This window comes from Novosphingobium sp. YAF33, assembly GCF_052113265.1.
In the GTDB taxonomy this organism is placed as follows: domain Bacteria; phylum Pseudomonadota; class Alphaproteobacteria; order Sphingomonadales; family Sphingomonadaceae; genus Novosphingobium.
This window is the reverse complement of record NZ_JBFRCW010000013.1, coordinates 1-23,181: the sequence shown is the minus strand read 5'-3', so window position 1 is coordinate 23,181 and position 23,181 is coordinate 1. Positions and strand designations below refer to the sequence as shown.

Here is a 23,181-nt window from a genome sequence, read left to right as displayed (position 1 = left end):
ATACCTGAATTTCATTGAAAAAGGCGGGGAACGGCGCACCGCTCCCCGCCAGGCCGTCAGCGCCGAATGCTGAGAGTGATGCCGTAAGTGCGCGGCGTGTTGGTGAAGATCTTCCAGTAGGTCGTGCCGTTGCCCGGCACCGCAAGGAAGGCGGTGATGTCGTCGGCATTGACGATCTGGTAGTTGTTGGTGAGGTTCTTGCCCCAGATGCCCAGGGTCAGGCGGCCATCGGAAGACTCGTAGTTCAGGCGCGCGTTAAGCGTGCGGCCGCGGGTATCGTCGTAGAGGTTCTGGTACAGGCGCAGCGTGTTCGCATCGTCGGTCGAAATGCGCGCGGAATAGTTGAAGTCCACCTGCGGTGTCAGGCTGGCGCCATTGCCGAGAAGTGCCTGATAGCTCGCACCGATGGTGAAGGCGTCACGCGGCGCGAACTTCGCGGGATTGCCGGAGTAGTCGAGGCCGACCAGCGGGTCTTCCAGCGAAGTATATTTGCCGATGAGGTGGGTATAGTTCCCCGTCAGGCGCAGTCCGTCCATCGGCCGCAGCACGGATTCGATTTCCCAGCCCTTCATCTTGAGCGTGCCGTTGTAGGTATGGGCGATGCCGCCTGCGCCGGAGAAGTTCTGGAGATCCTTGGTCTTCTGGTGGAACAGGGCGACGTTGAAGTCCAGCATGTCGCCAAACAGGCGGGTCTTGGCGCCGACTTCGTAGTTTTCGGCATGTTCGGGTGCGAGCGGGATGGTGGGATCGCGATAGGCGTTGTCCACGAAGCCGCCCGATTTGAAGCCCTTGGCGTAAGTCGCGTAGAGATTGACCTTGTCGAAAGGCTCGTACTTGACCGTGAAGCGCGGGGTGAAGGCGTTCCAGGTCTTCCCGCCCGAGGCAATCACTTCACCGGGGAAACCGAAGCCCGGGATGGCGCCTGCATCGGTGGTCGAGAAGGCATGGTAGTCGATCTTCTTGCGGTCTGAAGTGTAACGCCCGCCCGCCACGACCGAGATCTGGTCGGTGACGTTCAGCGTCGCCTCCCCGAACACCGCCAGGCTGCGCACGTCGCCGTCCTGTACGCGGGTGATGTTGGTCACACCGGGATTGCGGCGGATGCTGGCGGGCACGGCCGAGCCGGGCAGAGGGCTGTAATTGAAGATATTCTCGGTCGAGACGTCGGCCGAGAGATAATAGGCCCCCACCACGTAGGACAGCACGCCCGGCGCCGAAGCGAAGCGCACTTCCTGCGTGAAGCTGCGGTTGCGCACCACCTGGCGGCGGTCGAAAACGGGCACTTCGGTGCCGACCGGCACGTCGTCGTTGGTCGCCCGGCTGTCGTTCATGCGGTAGCCCGTGATCGAAGTCAGCGTGCCGCCCAGCAGGTCGAGATCGCCGCGCAGATAGCCGCCGCGCAGGCGCTGGCGATAGGGCGAGGCCGCATAGTCGTTGTTCACCCACTCGTCATTGGTGAAGTCACCGAAGGTCGCCGGCACGACCTGGTTGCCGCCGATCCCCAGGCCGATGGCGCCGCCATTGCCCTTGGTGTAGCTGTAATCGCCCGAAAGCACGACTTTCAGCGTGTCGGTTGGCTGGAACAGCAGCTTGCCGCGCATGGCATAGCCGTCCGTCTTTCCGTAGCTGCCCGACTGGTTGGGCGTATCGATCTGGCCGTCCGAAGTCTCGGTGCTGAACGAGAAGCGCGCGGCAATCTTGTCCTCTACGAGCGTGGTGTTCACCATGCCTTCGCTGCGGAAGTAGCCGGCGTTGCCGCCGGTGCCCTGGAGGAAGTAGTCGTCCTTGAATTCCGGGTTCTTGCTGATGACGGCGATGGCACCGCCCACCACGTTGCGGCCGAACAGAGTGCCCTGCGGCCCGCGCAGCACTTCGACACGCTCGATATCGTAGAAGTTGGCGTTCAGGTCGTTGTTGAACACATAGTAGATGTCATCCATGAAATAGGCGACCGGGGTGTCCAGCGTCGCCGTGCGGAACGTCGAGACGTTGCCGCGAATCGCCACGATCGAAAGCGACTTGTCCGAGGTGTTGATGGTGATGCCCGGCATCTGCTGCGTGAGAGCGGTGGGGCTGAACACCTGATCGGTGCGGAGCTGCTCGCCGCCGAACGCAGCAATGGAGAAAGGAACCTCGCGCACGGTGGAGGCGCGGCGCTGGGCGGTGACAATGATATCCTGCGAATCGACGCTGGGGCGCTGAGCGGCACCGGCATTGTCGGCCAAGGGATCGGCCGGCGCGGCGTCGGCAGAGGCCTCCGATTGCGCGAAAGCCGGTGCAATCGTTATAGTAGACAGGGCGCAAACGGCCGCGGAAGTCATATACTTGAATGTCATGGATGGCATCTCCCCAAGGGCTTTATCGCGGCTTCCCTGCCGCCTTGAGACGCTGAGAAGCGGCAAACGCCAAGCCTTGCAATAGTTTCATCCCGGTTTTCGAATGGTAAGACCATATTCCGATTGGGGTTGGCGGAAATCTGCGGCTAGCTCGAATGGGCAAACGAGAACCGCCGCCTCCTCACCTGAAGGACAAGCTTCAAGAGGACGGTCGAGGCGATCGAAGACGACCAAGGAAGAGCCTGAACCATGCAGCCACAAGACAGCACCGACCTCACCCGCGTTGGCCCCGGAACCGTCATGGGTTCCTTCATGCGGCAGTACTGGATGCCTGCCTGCCTCTCCTCCGAGGTGAAGGCCGACGGCGATCCGGTGCGCCTGATGATCCTGTGCGAAAAGCTGATCGCCTTCCGCGACAGCTCCGGCCGGGTGGGCATCATGGACCACCGCTGCCCGCACCGCTGCGCCTCGCTGTTCGTGGGCCGCAACGAGCAGAACGGCATCCGCTGCGTCTACCACGGCTGGAAGTTCGACGTGGACGGCAAGTGCGTGGACATGCCCTCGGTGCCCGCCCGCATGGACTTCAAGGAAAAAGTCCACGCCAAGGCCTACAAGACGCATGAGGCGAACGGCCTGATCTGGGTCTACATGGGCGAGAACCAGGCGAGCCCGCCGCCGCTTCCCGAGATCGAGGCGACCATGCACGCCGATGCCGAGATCTGGTGTCTCCAGCGCGACTGCAACTGGCTCCAGGCGCTGGAAGGCGACATCGACACCAGCCACGTCGGCTTCCTCCACGTCGGCTCGATCGAAGCCGAGGATCTCGACGAAGATCACCCGATGCGCCCGACCGTGCTCAACCGCGCGCCCGAATACGAAGTGCTCCAGTCGGACTGGGGCGTGATGTACGGTGGGTACCGCCCTAACGACGACGGGCAGATGTCGTGGCGCGTGGCGCACTACATGTTCCCCTTCTGGACGCAGACGCCCAACAACCGTTTCGCCACCCGCGCCATCGCCCGCGCGTGGGTGCCGATGGACGACGAGCATTCGATGCTGTTCGACATCACTTGCGGCGTCGATGCCGGCAACCCGGCCTATACGTCCACGCTCAAGGACGGCACGCCGCTGTTCGGCCCGCTGGAATATGCGCCGCAGACCACCGACTGGTTCGGCCGCTGGCGCTCGCCCGACAGCGAGGCCAACGACTGGGCTATCGACCGCGAATCCCAGCGCAACGGCACCCAGTTCACCGGCATCGCCAATATCACGATGCAGGATCAGGCCGTGACTGAAAGCATGGGCCCGATCACCGACCACAGCTTCGAGAACCTGGCCCCAACCGACCAGATGATCGCCCGCGTCCGCCGCCGCGCGCTGATCGCCGCGCGCGCCTTCGCGAACAAGGGCGTGGTGCCGCCGGGGGTCGAAGACCCGTCGATCTTCTATCGTGCCCGCGCCGGATCGTTCCTTCACGATCCGCAGGACAGCTTGCAGAATGCGTATGAGTCCGCGCTTGCGAAGGCCGTCCGCTGGCCCGAAACGGCCCCTGAATTGCTCGGCGCGGCAGAGTAATGAAAACCGGCGGGAGGGTGCGATCCATGCACCGTCCCGCCCGATAGAAAAGGACAGAGGGTGACGAGACGCATGAGGGTCTCCATCGGGCGCCGATCCATCGCGCACCGGGGTGGCCACCGGACGCATCGTGCCTCAAGGAGAGTGTGATGCAGGCATTCATTCGGACCATTCGCTGGGAAGCGGAAGGCATCAATTCCTACGTGCTCGAACCCGTCGGCGGCGGCCTCTTGCCCGCCTTCGAACCGGGCGCGCATATCGACGTTCAGCTGAAGCCGGGCCTTGCCCGCAGCTATTCGCTGGTCAACGATCCCGCCATTCGCGGCCATTACGAGATTGCCGTCCACCACGCGATCGACAGTCGCGGCGGCTCGAAGCACATCCACCAGGAATGGCGGGTGGGCGAGCGCGTGGAGATTTCCGAGCCCAAGAACAACTTCCCGATGGTGGAGGATGCGGCGCATACCGTGCTGGTCGCCGGCGGTATCGGCATCACGCCGATGCTGCCCATGATCGCCCGCCTCGAAAAGCTGGGCCAATCCTGGGAACTGCACTATGTCGCCGCCACGCCCGAGCGCGCTGCCTACGTCGACCGGATCGAGGACCATGACCGCGTCAACGTCGTCTATGACGGACTGCCCGGCGCGCAGCGGCTCGACCTTGCCGCGATCTGTGCCGCTGCCCCCGCCGATGCGCATCTCTATTGCTGCGGCCCGAACGGCATGCTCGACGCTTTTGTCGCCACCAATGCCGCGCGGCCCAAGGGCCATGCCCATATCGAATACTTCTCGGCCGAGACCGAACTGGCGACCGAGGGCGGCTATACCCTCGAACTCGCCCGCAGCGGCAAGACGCTGACGGTCAGCGAGGGCGAGACGATGCTGGACGCCCTGCTCGGCGCCGGGGTCGATGTCGGCTTCGCCTGCTCCGAGGGCGTCTGCGGTACTTGCGAGGTCAAGGTTCTGGGCGGCATTCCCGACCACCGCGACCACTTTCTGAGCGAAGACGAAAAGGCGGCCAATCGCTCCATCATGGTCTGCTGTTCGGGCGCGAAGACAGCCAGCCTCGTACTCGACATCTGACATGCTCGACATCTGATACGCCGGCCACCAACAGCGGGATTGGCCATCCCGGCGATAACAAAAAGGGGCAGAGACCCCATGAAGAGGAGAAGCTGTGGCGATCATCGCGACAGACCGGGACGCGAAGGGCTTGCTGGACGACGCACCGATGTCGTCCTTCCAGGTATGGACGGTTCTGATGATAGCGGCGACCGTCGTCCTTGACGGTCTCGACAACCAGATGCTGGGCCTCGCCGCGCCGTCGCTGCTGAAAGAGTGGGCGATCGGGCGCGAGGCGCTCGGCGGCGTCTTTGCGCTGGGCTTCGTGGGCATGGCGATAGGAACACTGGCAGCGGGCTATATCGGCGACCGTTTCGGACGGCGCGGCGCACTGCTGGCTGGGGTTGCCCTGTTCGGGGTAGCGACACTGCTGACCGGCGCGAGCACCAGCCTCTGGCACATTGCCGCGCTCAAGACCCTGGCTGGGGTCGGCCTCGGCGGCGTGCCTGGAACGGCCAGCGCCATGATCGCGGAATTCACGCCGACCCGCTGGCGCAGCGTGGCGGTGACGTTCGGGGTCGTCTGCGTCTCGATCGGCGGCATCCTCGGCGGGATCGCGGCAGCGGCGGTGCTGCCGGTACTCGGCTGGCGCTGGCTGTTCTATCTGGCGGGCGCCGCGACTATCGCCTTCACCGTGCTGCTCCACTTCATACTGCCGGAATCCCCGCGCTTCCTCGAAAGCCGTCCCGAGCGCCGCGCGCAGTACGAACGGCTGATGCGCCGGATCGGCCATGCACCGCTGCGCAGCGGCCCCGGCACCGCGGAAGCGGGCGAAGCCGCGGGGTTCGGCGCGCTTCTGCAAGGAAAGCTGCTGCGGGACAGCCTCGCGCTTTCGCTGGCGATGTTCTCCGGCATGTTCATGATCTACCTCATGTTCAACTGGTCGCCGACGCTGCTGTTCTCCTCCGGCTTCAGCCTCGCCTCGGCGAGCCTCGGGCTTACCAGCTTCAACATCGGCGGCACGCTGGGCGCCATCGGCGCTTCGCTGTCGATCATGCGCTTCGGCTCGCGCCCGACGCTCATCCTGATGGCGCTGGTCGGCGCTGCGGCATGCCTGTTCCTCGCCTTCCTGAAGACGGGCGGGGGCAGCAACGAGATGGCCGTGCTGGCAGGCCTGGGCGCGCTGGGTCTCTTCGCCAGCGCCGCCCAGTCGGCAATGTTCGCCGTGGGCGCCCATGCGTTCCCGACAGCGGTGCGCGCACGCGGTCTGGGCCTGATGGGCGCCGCCGGACGCGCCGGGGCCATCGTCAGCTCGGTGGCGGGAGCGGGCCTTATCGGCGGCGGCAATTTCCTGTTCTTCGGGGTCCTGGCCGCGCTCATGCTCGTCAATGCCCTGGGTTTCATCGCCGTGCGCGGGCATGTACCGCCGCTCGGCCGCTCCTCATTCGCTCGCAAGGAAATGACCGCGTGAACGACAGCTTCGACTATATCGTGATCGGCTCCGGTTCGGCGGGCAGCCTGATGGCCAACCGCCTCTCCGCCGATCCCGCCAACCGCGTTGCGCTGATCGAAGCGGGACCGTCCGACCGGAAGTGGCCGGTAAATCTCAAGACCGTCATGCCGGTGGGCAACATCTTCCTGCTCCCGAGCGACCAGACCAACTGGAAGCAGGCGCTGAAAGGCAACGCCGCGGTCGGCAACCGCACGATCAACTTCCCGCGCGGCAAGCTGCTGGGCGGATGCAGCGCGATCAACGGCGGCGTCTACATTCGCGGCCAGAAGGAGGACTACGAGGCCTGGGAAGCCGCCGGCAACGCAGGCTGGTCCTACGATGACGTCCTTCCGGCATTCAAGGCGGTCGAAAACTATGCCGGCCCGGACAAGCCGTGGCACGGCAAGGGCGGCGAACTCGACGTGCAGAAGCCGCGCTCGTTCAACCCGGTAACGGGCGCCATTCTCGACGCCGCCGAGCAGGCCGGGCATCACCGCAACGACGACTTCGCCGGAGAGCGCAAGGACGGGTTCGGCCGCTACGATCTCAACCAGCGCAAGGGCACCCGCCTGTCGAGCGCCCGCGCGTTCCTGCATCCTGTGCTGAAGCGCCCCAACCTGACCGTGCTCGACGAGACTCTGGTGCGCCGGATCGTCTTCGATCGTGGCCGCGCGATCGGGATCGAGATCGAGCGTCAAGGCGCAAGCAGCATCGTGGGAGCCCGGCGTGAAATCGTGCTTTGCGCGGGCGCGACCAACTCCCCGCAATTGCTGATGCTTTCCGGCATCGGCCCGGCAGACCATCTTCGGGAAGTTGGCATCGAGACGCTCCACGACCTTCCCGGCGTCGGTGCGCATCTCCAGGACCACCCCACCGTCCATGTCGCGATGGAAAACCCGAGCGGGGAATCCTACGCCGTCTCAGCCAAGTCGCTGCCGCGCATTGTCGCCAGCCCGCTGCAATACCTTGTGAACCGCACCGGCATGCTCGCCTCGAACGTCGCGGAATGCGGAGGCTTCCTCTGCACCGACGGCAGCGGAAGGCCGGATATCCAGATCACCTTCCTCGTTGGCCTGAAGCTCGACGCGCGCGCCATTCCGCGCCGTCACGGCTACATGGGGCTGGTCCAGTTGCTGCGCCCGCGCAGCGCGGGATCGGTGCGCCTTGCCAGCAACCGGCCCGAGGACAAGCCGGTGATCGATCCCAACTTCTTCGCCGATCCCTACGACATGAAGACGCTGATCGCCGGCTTCCGCGAAGCGCGGCGCATCTTTGCCCAACCCGCACTCGCGCCCCTCACCGGCGCGGAGATAGAGCCCGGCGCGCAGCTCCAGAGCGACGCGGAGATCGATGCCGCGCTCCGCAGGATCGTCAACACCGCCTACCATCCCACCGGGACCTGCAAGATGGGGCCGGACTCCGATCCGATGGCCGTAGTCGACGGCCGCCTGCGGGTGCGCGGCGTCTCGGGCCTGCGTGTGGTCGATGCCTCGGTCATGCCCGAGATCATCAGCGGCAACACCAGCGCCCCCACCATGATGATCGCCGAACGCGCCGCGCGCTTCATTCTCGAAGACGCCGCCCGCTCCAACATCGCCGCCTGACCGGCGCTCCATTCCAAGGAAACCGACATGGAACTGACCTCTATCGCCCGCCCTGCCCTGCTCGAAACGATGGAGCAGGACATGCTGATCGGCGGCCGCCGCGTGGCCGCCGCCTCGGGCAAGCGGTTCGAGACCCGCAACCCGGCGACCGGCGAACTGCTCGCGATGGTCGCACAGGGCAATGCCGAGGATGTCGACCGCGCGGTCAAAGCCGCGCGCGCGGCGCTGGAGGGGCCATGGCGCCGCATGAAGCCTGCCGAGCGCCAGCGGATCATGCTGCGCCTCGCCGATCTCGTCGAGGCGCATTACGACGAACTGGCGATGCTCGACACGCTGGACCTCGGCGCGCCGCTGTCCCGCACCGTGCTCGGCAAGACGCGCGCCGCCGCGCTGCTGCGCTATTATGCCGGGCAGGCGACGCTGATTGCGGGCGATACGCTGAACAATTCCGCGCCTGGCGACGTGCTCTCGCACACCCTGAAGGAGCCGGTCGGCGTTGTCGCCGCGATCAACCCGTGGAACGGCCCGGTCGGCATGGCCGTGTGGAAGACCGGCCCGGTCCTGGCGAGCGGCTGCACCTTGGTGATGAAGCCCGCCGAGCAGACCCCGCTTTCGGCCCTGCGCTTTGCCGAACTCTGCCTGGAAGCGGGCGTACCGGAAGGCGTCATCAACGTGGTCACCGGCCTCGGCGATGCCGGAGCGGCGCTCTCGGCCCATCCCGGCGTCGACAAGATCGCCTTCACCGGATCGACCGGCGTGGGCGAGAAGATCATCAAGGCCGCCGCACCGACCATGAAGCGCGTGACGGTCGAACTCGGCGGCAAGTCGCCTAACATCGTCTTCGCCGATGCCGATCTCGACAAGGCGGTACCGGCCGCCGCCATGGCCGTCTTTGCAAATTCCGGCCAGATCTGCAGCGCCGGCACGCGCCTTTTCGTCCAGTCCTCGATCCGCGAGGAATTCATGGAGCGCCTTGCCGCCTTCACCCGCACGATCCGGGTCGGCGATCCGCTCGATCCCCAGACGCAGATCGGCCCGGTCGTCTCGGCCCCGCAGATGGACAAGATCCTGGGCTATATCGAAGGTGCCCGCGGTGAAGGCGCGCAAGCCTTGGTCGGCGGCACTCGTCTTGCAGGGCCCGGCTACGACGATGGCTTCTTCGTCGCACCGACGATCTTCACCGATGTGCAGGACGGCATGACCATCGCGCAGGAGGAGATCTTCGGCCCGGTACTTTCGGCATTCTCCTTCGACACCGCCGAGGAAGTTCTGGAACGCGCCAATGCCACGCCGTTCGGCCTTGGCAGCGGCGTCTGGACGCGCGATCTTTCGACGGCCCACCGCATGGCGCGGGGCATCCGCGCCGGTTCGGTCTGGGTGAACTGCTACCAGATGCTCGATCCGGGCGTGCCGTTCGGCGGCTTCGGGGTCAGCGGCTTCGGCCGCGAGTCCGGCCCGCATCACATCGAGGAATATCTCGAAACCAAGGCCGTGTGGATCAACCTCGACTGATCGAGACTAGACCCAGCCCGACGCGCGCAAGTCGGGCTGGGTGAAGTCCGAACGGATCTGCCCCGCGCTTTCCTTCAGCAGGTCGAGGAAACGCCGCTGGATCGCGGTGGGCCGCCAACTCCGCCGCGTGGTGATGCCGACGACGCGGCGACTGTGTTCGAGCGGCGCGCCGATCTGGGTAAGAAGCCCGCTGCGTATCTGCAACGCAACCTGATCGGGCGAGAGCAGCGTCAGGAAATCGCCGTCAGTCAACAGGCGGCCGATGATCATCACCGATCCGCATTCGATGGGAGTGGGCGGCAGAGCGCGGCCTTCGAACAGTTCCTGCCACTGCTCGCGCAAGGGCGAGTTGGCCGGCGCGACGATCCAGGGAAAAGCCGAAAGCTGCTCCATCGTCGGCCGCTCCACGCCCGAAAGCGGATGCTGGCTTCCGGCGGCGATCACGAGACGGTCCTCCACCAGCGGCATCTGGTAAAGGTCAGCGATCTCGTAAGGCCGCAGCGCGCCGACCACCATGTCGATCACGCCGTCGCGCAGCGGCTCCACCAATTCGCGCCAACTGCCTTCCAGCACCTTGAACGCGGCACGCGGCTCTTCTCGCGCAAGCCCCGCCATGGCGGCAGGCGCAAGATAGGGCCGCGCCAGAGGCAGCGCGCCGAACGCGATCAACTCGCTGCCGCTGCGGCTGTCGAGCCCCAGATCGGCAATGGCGGCGGCGATCTCGGCACTCGCGAGGCGCGCCCCGCGCGCCAGTTTCTTGCCCGCCGGATTGAGCCAGACCACCCGGCCCCGCCGTTCGAGCAGCTTGCCGCCGATCATGTGTTCCAGATCGCCGACCGCGCGGTGCACGGCCGTCTGCGACAGGCCGGTGGACTGGGCGGCGGCGGAGAAACTTCCCGCCTCGGCCAGCGCCATGAAAGCGCGAAGCTGCGTCATCGTCATCAGCCGTTCGGGATGGGCGAAGACCGCCGAAAGCCCCTTCGCCGCCGTGGAGAGATGTTCGAGCGCCAGGGTCGCGCGCTCGATGACGATCTCCCCCATCGGGGTCATCACCATCCCGCCCGAACGCCGTTCGAACAGCGTGTAACCGAACTGCTGCTCCAGCTTGGCAAGGCCCTGCGTCAGCGCCGGTTGCGAGAGGCTGACCACATCGGCCGCGGCCGTGATGCTGCCATGCTCGCGGATCGCGAGAAGCGCGCGCAAATGCCGCAGGTTCAGGTCGAACGGATCGGTCGTCATGGACTCCAATGCTCTACGCCATGGGGACTTGCCCACCAAGCCCGTAAAAAATCGCGTGGACGACCTATATATTGAATGGTACGACCATTAGGTCAATGACTCGTGACGGGCGATGGCCCGTCCAGGCGAAAAGGAGAGGCTTTCCGTGGATTTCGAACTTCCCGAAGACGTCCGGAACATCTGTGACGTCACCCGCGATATCGTCCGCGACCTGCTGCCGCTGGAACAGCAGTTCGTGGAGACCGGCGAAGTTCCGCCGATCGTGCGCCAGACGCTGGTGGAGAACGGCTACTTCGGCATGGCCCTGCCGGAAGAATACGGCGGCCTCGGCCTCGGCGCGCTGGCGCAGGCGGCGGTGCAGATCGAACTGGCCCACCTGCCGCCCCAATTCTGGACCGAGCTGCGTCCGCTGATGGGCCCAGGCGCCAAGAACATCATCTACCACGCCAGCCAGGCCCAGCGCGAACAGCTCCTGCCCGGCATGGCCAGCGGCGAAATCGGCATCGCCTTCGCGCTGACCGAACCCAACTCCGGTTCCGATCCCGGTTCCATGCGCACGACCGCCGTTCGCAATGCCGACGGCTGGGTCATCAACGGCAGCAAGACCTTCATTTCCAACGGGAAGAAGGCCAAGTATGTGATCGTCTATGCCTATACCGACAAGTCGGCCGGCACGCGCGGCGGCATCTCCGCATTCCTCATGCCGGCGGACACCCCCGGCTTCTCGGTGACCGGCACCATCGAGCTGATGGGCACGGCCACGCCGGGCGTGTTCGAACTGAGCTTCGACAATTGCCAGGTCTCCGCCGACGCCCTGCTCGGCGAAGAGGGACAGGGTTTCCGCTACGCGCTGGAAGGGCTTAACGAGGGCCGCATGAACGTCGGCGCGACGGCGGTGGGCATGGGCGAATTCGCGCTCCAGCTTGCCATCGAGGAATCCAAGCAGCGCCCCGCTTTCGGCGGCGTGATCTCGGACTTCCAGGCGATCCGCCACTACATCGCCACCATGGCGACCGACATGCGCGCGGCGCGGCTGATCCTGCTCGACGCTGCCTGGCGCTATGACCAGGGCGACAAGCGCCGCGAACTTGCCTCGATGGCGAAGCTCTTCGCGACGGAGGCGGGCAGCCGCACGGTCGATACCGCCGTCCAGATCTTCGGCGGCACCGGCTACTGCCGCGGCTTCGCTGTGGAGCGCCTCTATCGCGACATCCGCATCACCCGGATCTACGAGGGCTCCTCGGAAATCCAGCGCAACACGATCGCGAAGGAACTGCTTCGCTGACGATCGGGATGGAACTTCGGAACCGGTGACCTGGTCGCCGCATCAAACGGCGTCGCGCAGCCGCGCGGCGACGTTTGAGCCGTGAGCGAAAGTGGCTGCTTCGATCACCGCTTCGGCGTCCGGACGGATGCCGGTGTAGAGCACGAATTGCTCGACGGCCTGAAGCACGATCACTTCGGCCCCCGAGATGACGATTTTCCCTGCCGCGAGCGCCGCCTTGATAAACGGTGTCTCCGCCGGCTGCGCCACGACATCGAATGCCACCTCGCAAGCCGCGATCTGCCCGGCGGTGAAGGCCAGTTCGCTTTCCTGAGCGCCTTCCATGCCGAGCGGGGTCACGTTGATCAACATCGCCGCGCCCTGTTCAGGCAGTTCGGGACGCCAGCCAAACCCGTATTGCCGGGCCAGCGCCTGTCCTGCCTCGGCATTGCGCGCGACGATCGTGCCGTCCCGGAAGCCGAGATCGCGCAGCGCCGCGGCCACTGCCTTCGCCATGCCGCCGCTGCCGCGCAGCAGGAACGGCGTCGCCGGATCGATGCCGCGCCGGGACACGAGGTCGCGCACGGCGGTATAGTCGGTGTTGTAGCCGGTCAGCACCCCGCCGTCGTTGACGATGGTGTTCACGCTGTCGATGGCGCGAGCGGAATCCTCAAGGCCGTCAAGCAAGGGAATGACAGCTTCCTTGAACGGCATCGAGATCGCGCAGCCGCGAATGCCCAGGGCCCGGATACCGCCGATCGCGGCGGGAAGGTCGGTCGTGGTGAAAGACTTGTAGATATAGTCCAGCCCCAGCAGCCCGTAGAGCGTATTGTGCAGGCGCGAGCCGGCGTTGCCGGGGCGACCGGACAGCGACATGCACAGCTGCGTGTCGCGGCCGATCGATTGTTTTTCGCGGAAGGCAGTCATTGGGATCAGGCTCCGATGGTCTGGTCGGCGGAAGCGCGAGGGCCGCTCGATCCGCGCGTGATCAGGCGTCCGGCCAGCACGACCCTGCGTGCCGGGGTGTCGGGATGTTCCAGCCGGTCGAGCAGCATCGTCATCGCCGTTCGGCCGATTTCCTCGACCGGCTGCTCGATGACGCTGAGGCCGCCGACGACGAACTCCATCCAGTCGTTGTTGTCGAAACCGGCAAGGGCAATGTCACCCGGAACGTCGAGTTGCAGGCCGCGCAAGGCACGCAGCACGCTGAGCAGCATGACGCCGTTGCTGGCAACGAGCGCATCGGGGCGGATGGGACCCGCGAGCAGCTCCTTCACGGCGCGCTCCGCGGCACCGGCGTCGTGCGGCATCTCGAGGGTGGAGGCGTCCATCCCGAGTGCGCGCGCCGCCTGTTCGAAACCCGCACGCCGCTCGGATCCGGTGCTGCTGGCGCCGAACAGCCCGGCGACCCGGCGATGGCCCTGCGCGTGGAGGTGCGCGACAAGTTCGGCGGCCATGTTGCCATTGTCGAGCAGGACGCTGTCGAGCCCGGCGCTGGGCAGGTTGCGGTCGATCAGGACGACCGGATAGCCGGGCTCCAGCCGCTCGCCTTTTTCGATCCACTGGCGGCACGGGGCGAATATCACGCCGGTGACGCGTTCCTCGTGCATGAGTTCGAGGTAGGCGGCTTCCCTGGCCGGGTCCTCGTCCGTGTTGCACAGGATCACGCGCATGCCGCGGGCCGTGGCAAGGCCTTCCACCGCGCGGGAAACGGCCGTGAAGAAAGGGTTGCGGATATCGGCCACGATCAGGCCGATCGTGTTCGTATGCTGCGAGCGCAGGCGCCGTGCGGCAAGGTTGGGCCGGTATCCGGTGGATTTGACCGCCGCCAGCACCCGTTCGTGCATGGCGGGATCGACGCTTCGCCCCGACAGCACCCGCGAGACGGTTGCGGGCGAGACTCCGGCAACCCTGGCCACGTCCTTGATTCCGATAGTCATCAGCGCATCGCCATTTGAGAAATCGTTCTCACATTTCAGGGCGTCTCGCCCTCTCCGGTGACGGACTATGCATCACTCGATCCAAGTCTCGCAAGCCTTCTCTTGACAAACGACCTGAGAAAACGTTTTCTATAGGAGGTACAGACCCGTCGTCAAAACGGTCAGGAGAGGCCTGAAATGCTCGCAAATGCGCCCGCCTCGAGGATCGAGGATCTCGTTCGAATCGATGCCAGCGCGGCCGACAAGGTCGATGCGATTCGCCAGGTCGGCCAGCTTCTGGTCGCTGCCGGCTGCGTCGCTCCGGGATACGAGGACAGCATGGTCCGCCGTGAGGGCCTGGCGAACACGTTCCTGGGCGCCGGTGTTGCGATCCCGCACGGCCTTGGCGAGGACAAGGGCCTCGTGCGCAAGGACGGGGTGGCGATCCTCCAGCTGCGCGAAGCGGTGGAATGGAACCCCGGCCAGCGCGCCCATCTGGTGGTCGGCATCGCCGCCAATTCGGACAGCCACATCGCCATCCTGCGCCGGCTGACCCGCCTCATTCAGGACGAGCCGCGCCTTGCCGCGCTTGTCACCACCGACGATCCGGCTGCGTTTTCCCGCGCTCTCTGGGAAGACGGCGAGGCTGCCGCCTCCACCGAGCCGGTCGCCGACTATGCCGAAACCACCGAATGGACGGTCGATTACCCAACCGGCCTCCATGCCCGCCCCGCCTCGGCCTGGGTCGAAGCGGCGCGTGCCTCTGGCGTGCGCTTGCGCGTGCGCCACGGCGGGGAGAGCGCCGATCCTCGCAGCCTCGTTTCCCTCCTCCAAATGGGGCTGCGTGCTGGTGATCGGGTGACTCTCTCCGCCGAAGGGGCAGGCGCGCGTGCGGCGCTGGACAGCTTCGCCGCTGCCGTCCGCCGCCTGACCGCGCGCGAGAAGGAAGACGCCGCGCGCGCCGCGGAAAAGGCCGCCGCGCCGATCCGGGGCTGGAAGCCGGAAGGCGAAGCCCAGATGATCGCGGGCGTGGCCGCCAGTCCGGGCCTCGCCATCGGCAGGGTCCATGTCCTCGCCGCGCAGGCGCTGGAGGTGCCCGACCGGCCGACCGACCTTGCCGGTGGTGGCACCCTGCTCAACGATGCGCTCACCCGTACCCGCGCGCAAATGAAGGTGCTGATCGACGATACCACCCGCCGGCTGGGCGCTGGGGATGCGGCAATCTTCAAGGCGCAAGCCGAACTGCTCGACGATACCGACCTCATCACGCTCACCTGCCAGCTGATGGTCGAGGGGCACGGCGTGGCATGGGCCTGGCACCAGGCGGTCGACCGTATCGCCGGGCAACTTTCCGCGCTGGGCAATCCGGTGCTGGCTGCCCGCGCCGCCGACCTCCACGACATCGGCCGCCGCGTATTGGCCGAGATCGACCCGGCGCTGGCGGCCGGATCGCTGACCGATCTGCCCGAGGAGCCCTGCGTCCTGGTCGCGGCGGACCTTTCGCCTTCCGACACGGCCACGCTCGATACCGCGCGCGTGGCCGGGATCGCGACCGCGCTGGGCGGTCCGACGTCGCATAGCGCCATCCTGGCCCGCACGCTGGGCCTGCCTTCCGTGGTCGCCGCCGGCGCGGATCTGCTGAGCCTCGCCGCTGGAGCAACGGCCATCGTCGATGGCGACAGCGGCCGTGTCTGGCTCAACCCGTCCGCGGCCGACCTGGCCTCCGCGCGCGACTGGATCGCGGCGCTGGCCGAAAAACGCGCCGCCGAAGAGGYGGAACGCAGCCAGCCCGCCCAGACGCGCGACGGTCACCGAGTGGAAATCGCCGCCAACGTCAACCGTCCCGATCAGGTCGCTTACGCGCTCTCGCAGGGCGGCGAAGGCGTGGGCCTGATGCGCACCGAGTTCCTGTTCCTCGAACGCAGGGACAGCCCGGGGGAGGAAGAGCAGGCCGCCATCTACCGCGCCATGGCCGAGGCACTGGATAATCGTCCGCTGATCGTGCGCGCACTCGATATCGGCGGGGACAAGCAAGTGCCGCATCTGGACCTGCCGCTTGAGGAAAACCCGTTCCTCGGCGTGCGCGGCGCGCGGCTGCTGCTGCGCCGCCCCGACTTGCTCGAACCGCAGCTTCGCGCGCTCTACCGCGCCGCGAAGGCAGGCGCGGATCTTTCCATCATGTTCCCGATGATAACCTCGGTCCACGAACTGATCGCCTTGCGCGCACGGTGCGAGGACATCCGGCTGGAACTCGATGCACCGACGGTTCCCGTCGGCATCATGATCGAGGTGCCCGCCGCCGCGATCCAGGCTCGCTCCTTGGCCGCCCATGCCGACTTCTTCTCGATCGGCACGAACGATCTCACGCAGTATGTCCTCGCCATCGACAGGCAGAACCCTGAACTGGCGGGCGATGCGGAGAGCCTGCATCCGGCCGTTCTGCGCATGATAGCGGCAACCGTGGAAGGCGCGCAGGCGCACGGTCGCTGGGTCGGTGTTTGCGGCGGCATTGCCGGCGATCCGTTCGGCGCGGCTCTGCTTGTGGGCCTGGGCGTCAGTGAATTGTCGATGACCCCGCGGGACATTCCAGGGGTGAAAGCCCGTATTCGCGGCGCGAGCTTCGATGGCCTGCGCGCGCTGGCCGCCAAGGCGCTCGACATGGAAAGCGCCGCCGATATCCGCGCTCTGGACGGGTGCGATTTCAGCGGAAGGGAAGACTGATGCGCACGTTCACGGTCACCTTCAACCCGGCCATCGACCAGACCGTCACGCTTGATCGCCTGGTCCCGGGCGACGTTCACCGCGCCCGTAGCGTGCGCCAGAACGCGGGCGGCAAAGGCGTGAACGTCGCCAGTTGCCTGGCCGACTGGGGCATGCCGGTCGCCGCCTTTGGCTTGCTGGGCAGCGACAACGCCGCTCCATTCGACGCGCTGTTCGCGGCCAAGCCGATCGAGGACCGTTTCACCCGCATCGCCGGCGCCACCCGGGTCAACCTCAAGCTGGTCGACGTCGCGGGCACCACCGACATCAATCTCGACGGGATCGCGGTGGACGCGGGCCAGGCCGAGATGGCCGTGGCAAACCTCTGCCAGGCCGTGCGCGAAGGCGATCTGGTCGTCCTGGCCGGGAGCCTGCCGCCGGGATGCGCGCCAGACACTTACGCCGCGTTGATCGCCCGCCTGCGCGCCGCCGGATGCCGCGTCGTGCTGGACACCAGCGGCCTGCCGCTCAAGTGCGCGCTTGCGGCCGATGTGCTTCCCGATGTCGTCAAGCCCAACCGTGAAGAACTGGCGCAACTCCTGGGCCGTCCGCTGCCCGATCTGGCTACGCTTGCCGAAGCCGCCGCCGCGCTTCACGCGCGCGGGGTCTCGCTGGTCGCCGTCTCGATGGGAGAGGATGGCGCGCTGTTCCTGTCCGAAGCGGGCGCGGTAACCGCCCGCCTCGCCATCGGGCAGATCGCCAGCACCGTCGGCGCCGGAGACGCCATGGTTGCCGGCATCGTCGCCGCCCTGGGCGAGAACGCCGACCTCGAACGCACCGCCCGGCTCGCCACCGCTTTCGCGGTCGCCAAGCTGGGCATGGCGGGGCCGAACCTTCCGGACCTGCCGACAGTCCACGCGCTGGCCGAAGATGTCAGCATTACGCCCGTGATCTCGCGAAGCGGGGCGATAGAGAACAAGATCGAGGCCGGAGAGGAATGATGGGCAAGCTCTACGCAGTTATCGAAGCGGCCGATTCCGCCGTCCAGGGCGTGCTTGCCGGTGAGGCGCTGCGCAAAGCCGCGCGTGCCGGCGGCCGCGATATCGAGATCGAAGTCCGCACCGGGCAAGGCGTGCTCAATCCCTTGCCCGAGGATTTGCAGCCGGGCGACACGCTGCTGCTGGTCGCCGCCAATGACGATGCGGCGGCCTCGCTTCCCCTCGCCCCGCATCGCCGGGTGACGCTGGAAGCCGTGCTGGCCGATCCGGAAGCCGCACTTGGGCAGGCCCCGCAAGCGGCAGCGGATACGCCGCGCGTGGTGGCGATCACCTCATGCCCCACCGGCATCGCGCATACGTTCATGGCCGCCGAGGGACTTCAGGAAGGCGCGAAACAGCTCGGCTACCCGATCCGCGTGGAAACGCAGGGTTCGGTCGGTGCCGGCTCGCCGCTGACGCCCGAAGAAATCGCGGCAGCCGACGTGGTGATCATCGCCGCGGACCGTGAGGTGGACCGCGCGCGCTTCGCCGGCAAGCGGGTCTTTGCCTCCAGCACCAAGCCTGCCATCTCCGGCGGCAGGGCGCTCATCGAACGGGCGCTGACGGAAGCGAAAACGCAAGGCGGCAGCCTCTCGGCCGAGGCAGGCGCCGCCAGCACCGAACGCGCCGGTCCCTACAAGCACCTGATGACCGGCGTCTCCTTCATGCTGCCCTTCGTGGTCGCGGGCGGCCTGTTGATTGCCATGGCTTTCGCTCTGGGTGGCATCGATGCCAACAGCGCGGCGGCCGAGGGCACGCTGGCGAATGCGCTGTTCCGCATCGGCGCGCAAGGCGGCTTCGCGCTGATCGTGCCGGCGCTCGCGGGCTATATCGCCTATTCCATCGCCGACCGTCCGGGTATCGCGCCGGGCATGATCGGCGGCATGCTGGCCGCCAATCTCGGCGCGGGCTTCCTGGGCGGAATCGTCGCCGGTTTCATCGCCGGTTACGGCGTCGAGTGGCTCAACCGGCTGATAAAGCTCCCGAAGAACCTCGCGGGCCTGAAGCCGGTGCTGTTCTTGCCGCTGCTGGGCACGCTGCTGACCGGCTTGCTGATGATCTACGCGGTGGGCACGCCGGTTGCCGCCGCCCTCGCCTTCCTCACCGAGTGGCTGCGCTCCATGCAGGGATCGAGCGCGATCCTGCTGGGGGTAATCCTGGGCGCGATGTCGGCCTTCGACATGGGCGGGCCGGTCAACAAGGCGGGTTATGCCTTCTCGGTCGGCCTGATCGCCAGCCAGGTCTATACGCCGATGGCCGCGACGATGGCGGCGGGCATGGTGCCGCCGCTGGCCGTGGCCCTTGCCACCCGCCTGTTCCGCGACCGCTTCACCACCGAAGAGCGGGAAGCCGGAGGCGCCGCCGCCGTCCTGGGCCTCGCCTTCATCACCGAAGGCGCGATCCCCTTCGCGGCGCGCGATCCGTTCCGGGTGATCCCGGCGCTGATGGCGGGTTCCGCGATCACCGGAGCGATCTCGATGGCGGCGGGCGTCGAACTCAAGGTGCCGCATGGCGGCGTGTTCGTCCTGCCGATCCCCGGCGCGGTCACGCATCTGGCAGTCTACGGCCTGGCCATCGTGGCGGGTGTACTGGTGAGCGGCGTCCTCGTCGGCCTACTCAAGCCGCGCCCCGTATCGGCAGACGCTGCCGCCTGAACGACAGCGGCCCGGCACAAGATCGGGCCGCCTCAAGAGAGGATTTCATTCGATGCGGTTCGCACTGCTCAAGGGCGCCTGCTGCGCAGGCGTCGCGGCCCTTTCCTTGTCCGCTGCCACGGCGCAGGAGGTCACCTCCGAAGACCCGCCCGCCGAAGACCGGTCCGCCGAAACCGCGAAACCCTGGCAGCCGCTCGCGGATGACGGGATCACCCTCGCGCTCAGCTATACCGGAGAGGCGGCCACGAACGTCAGCGGCGGCCTGCGCCGCGATGCCGCTTTCGCGGGGCAGGTCTATGTCGGCGCCGATCTCGACATGGATCGCATCGCCGGCATCGGCGGCGGCACGCTCCACGCCGCGATCACCAACCGCCACGGAGAGAGTCTTTCCGCGCTGGCGCTCGGCAACAACACTTCGGTTCAGGAGATCTGGGGCACCCAGAACACGCACCTCGCTATCCTGACCTGGGAGCAGAAGCTGCTGAACGACCGCCTCATGATCGAGGCCGGCCGCAGCCAGGCGAACATCCACTTTCTGAACTCACCGATCTACTGCAATTTCCAGGGTAATTCAGGCTGCGGCAATCCGACGTTCGTCTTCAAGAACAGCAATTTCACCTATTTTCCGGCATCGAGCTGGATGATCCGTGCCAAGGCCGAAGTCGTGCCGCATGTGACCGTCCACGTCGGCGCCTATGAGGTCAATCCCGACCGCAAGCGCGCCAATGACCATGGCTTCAACTTCAGCACGGAGAACGCCACCGGCGTGATCGTGCCGTGGGAACTGGGCTATGCGCGCGAGGGCGAACGCGGGGGCGGTGGCCTGCGCCTTCCCGGCCACTACATTGTCGGCGGCTGGTTCGACCGCGGCGACTATGCCGATCCCCTGCGCGACGATCAGGGCGGCATCGCCATCCTCTCGGGGCGGGATCCAGCGGTACACAAGGGCCGGTCAGGCCTTTACTTCCGCTTCGACCAGCGCCTGACGCGCCCCGATCCCCATTCCGAGCGCGGCCTCAGCGTGTTCGGCGTGGCGATGACCAACCTGTCGGGCCGGGTGGAAGAAAGCCGCTTCTTCGATATGGGCGCGGTGCAGACCGGCACTTTCGCCGGCCGCGATGCCGATACCATCGGCTTCATGATCAGCGACCAGCGTTTCAGCGACCTCGCCATGGAGCGCATGCGCGCAGCACGGCTCTCGGCCGGCGGGAACGGGAACATCCACCGGCACGAATACATGATGGAACTCGCTTATGGCGCCCAGCTTGGCCCGGCGATCCGGATTTCGCCGAACATTCAGTACATCCTCCATCCCGACCAGACCGGCGCCCCGTTCCGCACCCGCAACATCAAGGACGCGCTGATCCTCGGCTTCAAGTTCACGATCGACGCCCCGACGCTGCTGTCGCACTAGCTCCCGACCCTGGGCTTCAGAACGAGAGAAATACCCAGCGCCCTTCCAGCCCGCTCAGAGCAACTGGTTCGATCCGCGCAGGGCGGCCACCGTTTCCTCGCTCAGGCCGAGTTCCTCCTGCAAGACGGCCGCGCCGTGTTCTCCAAGTTCGGATACGAACGGGCGCACCTGCACCCGGCTTCCGCTCATGGTGAACGGCGGGTTCGGCACCAGATAGCTCCCGGCCGCGTCATTGATGTGCGACATCGCCCCGCGCGCGGCAAGTTGCGGATCGGCCAGCACCTCGTCCATCTCGCGGTAGCGTCCGCAAGGCACGCCGTGCCGGGACAGGATCTCCTCCGCCTCCGCGGACGAACGCTGGCTGGTCCACTCCTCCACCAGGCAGAGCATGGTCGCCCAGTTCGCATTGCGGTCGGCATTGGTGAGGAAACGGGGGTCTTCCCGCCATTCCGGATGGCCCACCGCTTCGGTGAGCTGCTCGAAGTTCTTCGGGCTGGTGGGCGCGACCATGACGAAGCCGTCCTGCGTCCTGAGCGGCGTATAGAGCGGCCGCCGCGGGCCGCCGGGGAACTGCGCCTCCTGCGTTTCGAACACCAGCATCCCCACCATCGCTTCCAGCATGGACAGATCGATGTACTGTCCCTTGCCGGTGCGCTCGCGCTGGTAAAGGGCGGTCTGGATCGCACCGAAGGCGTGGGTACCGCCCAGGACGTCGGCCACGAAAATGCCCGAAGTTGCGGGCCGGCGGGCATCGTCCTGGTAGTGCAGGTTGACCATATCGAAGCCGCTGGCGGCATGGATCACCGGGGCATAGGCGGGGAAGTGCGCCTTGGGACCTTGCTGGCCATAACCGGAGATCGAGCAATAGATCAGGCGCGGATTGATGGCGGCAAGCGTCTCGTAATCGAGACCCAAGCGCTTCATCACGCCGGGACGGAAATTCTCGACCACGACGTCGTGGCTTGCCGCCAGCCTCTGGATGAGGTCACGCATTTCAGGCGACTTGAGGTTGCAGGCAAGGCTTCGCTTGCCCGCATTGAGATGGCCGAAATAGGCCGAATGACCATCGCGAACCGGCGGACGCGCGCGGACCTGATCGCCTTCCAGCGACTCGATCTTCAGCACCTCCGCACCGAGGTCCGCCAGCATTCGCGTGGCGAAGGGCCCGGCCATGACCGATGTGAAGTCCAGCACTCGCACGCCTGCCAGAGCGTCTCCGGGCCCGCGTTCCGCCTGTTCGTCCACCCTCACCGCTCCCATAGGTCCATATATCTAATGGTCCTACCTATTACACCGATGGGAGTTGCGGTCAATGACCGCCCGGGATCAGGCCTTGCGCGCGCCTCTCGATCCGGTCTGGGCCTTGATGTTCTTGCGGACGTGGCGATAGACACGCTCCAGATGCTTGCGCATTTCCTCCGCGGCAGCCTCGGCGTCGCGGGCGCGCAGGAAGCGGATCAGCTTGAAGCGGGAGTCGATCAGCGTTTCCTGCAAGGTCTCGTAACCCGGCCCCTGCACGAATTCGTGAAGGACGCCGGACAGGGAGTCGACGAAGATCCCGAACATGCGGTTCCCGGTCGCGCGCGCAAGCACGTCGTAATAGGCGGCCGCGCATTCGTAGCGCGCTTCCACCGAGGTCTCCGCGCGCGTACGTTCGGCGATCTGTTCGAGTTCGGCGAAATGCGCCTCGGTCCCCCGCTCGCAGGCCAGGCGCACGACGATGTCCTGGATCGCGATGCGCGCTTCGGTCAGTTCGTCGAGAGTGACGTCGCCGAGGTGGACATAGTCCTGCATGGCCTGGACGATGCGGTCCGGTTCCGCCGACTGGATCACCGCCCCGCCCTTCACGCCCTTCAAGTTGCGGATGATTCCCGCCACTTCCAGACTGCGCAGCGCCTCACGCAGAGCGCTGCGGCTGACCTGGAACTGCGCGGCGAGTTCACGCTCGGCAGGCAGCTTGTCGCCTGCCTTCAGCGTACCGGCCGCAAGCTGGGCACGGATCTGTTCGCAGATGACTTCGAACGCGCGCTGCGTCTTGATCGGCGCGAACGCGGGTTTTTCGGTATTTGCTGTGGCCACGGCTGTTCTCTCTTCGACGGTGCCCCAAGGTATCCCGATCCCACCCGCTTGAGCAATGCCCCGACCACTGAGTTGACAGACAGATACAAAACTATAATGGTCTGACCATTCAAGATGGAGTGGAGAGATGAAGATCCTCGTGCCCGTAAAGCGGGTGATCGACTATAACGTGAAGCCCCGCGTGAAGGCGGATGGCACGGGTGTTGACCTGGCCAACGTCAAGATGAGCATGAACCCGTTCGACGAGATCGCGGTGGAAGAAGCCATCCGCATCTGGAAGAAGCCATCCGCATC

The 23,181-nt window shown here is 66.2% G+C and carries 16 protein-coding genes and 1 pseudogene; 11 read left to right on the top strand and 6 right to left on the bottom strand.

Annotated elements, in window-relative coordinates:
* Positions 1–56: 56 nt before the first annotated feature.
* Positions 57–2,336: a TonB-dependent receptor gene (locus AB4Z00_RS21675; protein ID WP_442047200.1), complete on the bottom strand. Its 2,280-nt coding sequence runs from the start codon at positions 2,334–2,336 to the stop codon at positions 57–59.
* A 249-nt stretch (positions 2,337–2,585) separates the two neighbouring features.
* Here AB4Z00_RS21675 and AB4Z00_RS21670 point away from each other — a divergent pair, with 249 nt between their 5' ends.
* From AB4Z00_RS21670 to AB4Z00_RS21650, 5 genes are all read left to right on the top strand, one after another.
* The gene (locus tag AB4Z00_RS21670) at positions 2,586–3,911 is read left to right on the top strand and encodes a Rieske 2Fe-2S domain-containing protein (protein ID WP_442047199.1); all 1,326 of its coding nucleotides are present in this window, start codon (positions 2,586–2,588) and stop codon (positions 3,909–3,911) included.
* A gap of 149 nt (positions 3,912–4,060) precedes the next feature.
* Positions 4,061–4,993 carry a PDR/VanB family oxidoreductase gene (locus tag AB4Z00_RS21665; protein WP_442047198.1) on the top strand — a complete coding sequence of 311 codons (933 nt, stop codon included), beginning with the start codon at positions 4,061–4,063 and terminating at the stop codon, positions 4,991–4,993.
* Positions 4,994–5,087: 94 nt separating this feature from the next.
* A complete protein-coding gene (locus AB4Z00_RS21660; protein WP_314466118.1) occupies positions 5,088–6,443 on the top strand; it encodes an MFS transporter in 1,356 nt (451 codons plus the stop codon).
* Positions 6,440–8,068 carry a GMC family oxidoreductase gene (locus tag AB4Z00_RS21655; RefSeq protein WP_442047197.1) on the top strand — a complete coding sequence of 543 codons (1,629 nt, stop codon included), beginning with the start codon at positions 6,440–6,442 and terminating at the stop codon, positions 8,066–8,068. The genes AB4Z00_RS21660 and AB4Z00_RS21655 overlap by 4 nt, the downstream gene beginning before the upstream one ends.
* A 27-nt stretch (positions 8,069–8,095) precedes the next feature.
* Complete coding sequence (locus tag AB4Z00_RS21650; RefSeq protein ID WP_442047196.1) at positions 8,096–9,580, top strand: aldehyde dehydrogenase family protein; 1,485 nt, start codon at positions 8,096–8,098, stop codon at positions 9,578–9,580.
* Positions 9,581–9,586: 6 nt separating this feature from the next.
* Here the strand turns inward: AB4Z00_RS21650 and AB4Z00_RS21645 are convergent, their stop codons facing one another.
* Complete coding sequence (locus AB4Z00_RS21645; RefSeq protein WP_132265442.1) at positions 9,587–10,819, bottom strand: LysR family transcriptional regulator; 1,233 nt, start codon at positions 10,817–10,819, stop codon at positions 9,587–9,589.
* 145 nt (positions 10,820–10,964) lie between these two features.
* Here AB4Z00_RS21645 and AB4Z00_RS21640 point away from each other — a divergent pair, with 145 nt between their 5' ends.
* The gene (locus AB4Z00_RS21640) at positions 10,965–12,104 is read left to right on the top strand and encodes an acyl-CoA dehydrogenase family protein (protein ID WP_132265440.1); all 1,140 of its coding nucleotides are present in this window, start codon (positions 10,965–10,967) and stop codon (positions 12,102–12,104) included.
* A 42-nt stretch (positions 12,105–12,146) separates the two neighbouring features.
* Here AB4Z00_RS21640 and AB4Z00_RS21635 read toward each other — a convergent pair whose 3' ends face one another.
* Together AB4Z00_RS21635 and AB4Z00_RS21630 are read right to left on the bottom strand one after the other, a co-directional pair.
* Positions 12,147–13,010, bottom strand: a complete 864-nt coding sequence (locus AB4Z00_RS21635) for a shikimate 5-dehydrogenase (RefSeq protein WP_442047195.1) — start codon at positions 13,008–13,010, stop codon at positions 12,147–12,149.
* 5 nt (positions 13,011–13,015) lie between these two features.
* The gene (locus tag AB4Z00_RS21630) at positions 13,016–14,023 is read right to left on the bottom strand and encodes a LacI family DNA-binding transcriptional regulator (RefSeq protein WP_442047194.1); all 1,008 of its coding nucleotides are present in this window, start codon (positions 14,021–14,023) and stop codon (positions 13,016–13,018) included.
* 177 nt (positions 14,024–14,200) lie between these two features.
* On the opposite strand from AB4Z00_RS21630, the gene ptsP reads away from it, so the two are divergent.
* The 4 genes from ptsP to AB4Z00_RS21610 are packed head-to-tail and all read left to right on the top strand — an operon-like array spanning position 14,201 to position 20,808.
* The gene (ptsP, locus tag AB4Z00_RS21625; protein WP_442047193.1) at positions 14,201–16,723 is read left to right on the top strand and encodes a phosphoenolpyruvate--protein phosphotransferase; all 2,523 of its coding nucleotides are present in this window, start codon (positions 14,201–14,203) and stop codon (positions 16,721–16,723) included.
* Positions 16,723–17,703, top strand: coding sequence for a 1-phosphofructokinase (gene pfkB / locus AB4Z00_RS21620; protein WP_442047192.1), 981 nt, complete (start codon positions 16,723–16,725; stop codon positions 17,701–17,703). The genes ptsP and pfkB overlap by 1 nt, the downstream gene beginning before the upstream one ends.
* A complete protein-coding gene (locus tag AB4Z00_RS21615; RefSeq protein ID WP_442047191.1) occupies positions 17,703–19,394 on the top strand; it encodes a fructose-specific PTS transporter subunit EIIC in 1,692 nt (563 codons plus the stop codon). The genes pfkB and AB4Z00_RS21615 overlap by 1 nt, the downstream gene beginning before the upstream one ends.
* Before the next feature lie 52 nt (positions 19,395–19,446).
* Positions 19,447–20,808, top strand: a complete 1,362-nt coding sequence (locus AB4Z00_RS21610; RefSeq protein WP_442047190.1) for a carbohydrate porin — start codon at positions 19,447–19,449, stop codon at positions 20,806–20,808.
* A 54-nt stretch (positions 20,809–20,862) separates the two neighbouring features.
* Here AB4Z00_RS21610 and AB4Z00_RS21605 read toward each other — a convergent pair whose 3' ends face one another.
* Positions 20,863–22,053, bottom strand: a complete 1,191-nt coding sequence (locus AB4Z00_RS21605) for a CaiB/BaiF CoA transferase family protein (protein WP_442047189.1) — start codon at positions 22,051–22,053, stop codon at positions 20,863–20,865.
* Between the two features lie 81 nt (positions 22,054–22,134).
* Positions 22,135–22,887 (bottom strand): FadR/GntR family transcriptional regulator, encoded by a 753-nt coding sequence (locus tag AB4Z00_RS21600; RefSeq protein ID WP_442047188.1) that lies wholly within the window; start codon positions 22,885–22,887, stop codon positions 22,135–22,137.
* A gap of 127 nt (positions 22,888–23,014) precedes the next feature.
* Between AB4Z00_RS21600 and AB4Z00_RS21595 the strand changes: the two are divergent.
* Positions 23,015–23,181: pseudogene (locus tag AB4Z00_RS21595) on the top strand (electron transfer flavoprotein subunit beta/FixA family protein); the annotation flags it as partial.

Bases quoted from the DNA above. Each gene is read 5' to 3' on its own strand.
- AB4Z00_RS21675 (WP_442047200.1), bottom strand. From the start codon at position 2,336: ATGACATTCAAGTATATGACTTCCGCGGCCGTTTGCGCCCTGTCTACT.
- AB4Z00_RS21670 (WP_442047199.1), top strand. From the start codon at position 2,586: ATGCAGCCACAAGACAGCACCGACCTCACCCGCGTTGGCCCCGGAACC.
- AB4Z00_RS21665 (WP_442047198.1), top strand. From the start codon at position 4,061: ATGCAGGCATTCATTCGGACCATTCGCTGGGAAGCGGAAGGCATCAAT.
- AB4Z00_RS21650 (WP_442047196.1), top strand. From the start codon at position 8,096: ATGGAACTGACCTCTATCGCCCGCCCTGCCCTGCTCGAAACGATGGAG.
- AB4Z00_RS21645 (WP_132265442.1), bottom strand. From the start codon at position 10,819: ATGACGACCGATCCGTTCGACCTGAACCTGCGGCATTTGCGCGCGCTT.
- AB4Z00_RS21635 (WP_442047195.1), bottom strand. From the start codon at position 13,010: ATGACTGCCTTCCGCGAAAAACAATCGATCGGCCGCGACACGCAGCTG.
- AB4Z00_RS21630 (WP_442047194.1), bottom strand. From the start codon at position 14,023: ATGACTATCGGAATCAAGGACGTGGCCAGGGTTGCCGGAGTCTCGCCC.
- pfkB (WP_442047192.1), top strand. From the start codon at position 16,723: ATGCGCACGTTCACGGTCACCTTCAACCCGGCCATCGACCAGACCGTC.
- AB4Z00_RS21615 (WP_442047191.1), top strand. From the start codon at position 17,703: ATGGGCAAGCTCTACGCAGTTATCGAAGCGGCCGATTCCGCCGTCCAG.
- AB4Z00_RS21610 (WP_442047190.1), top strand. From the start codon at position 19,447: ATGCGGTTCGCACTGCTCAAGGGCGCCTGCTGCGCAGGCGTCGCGGCC.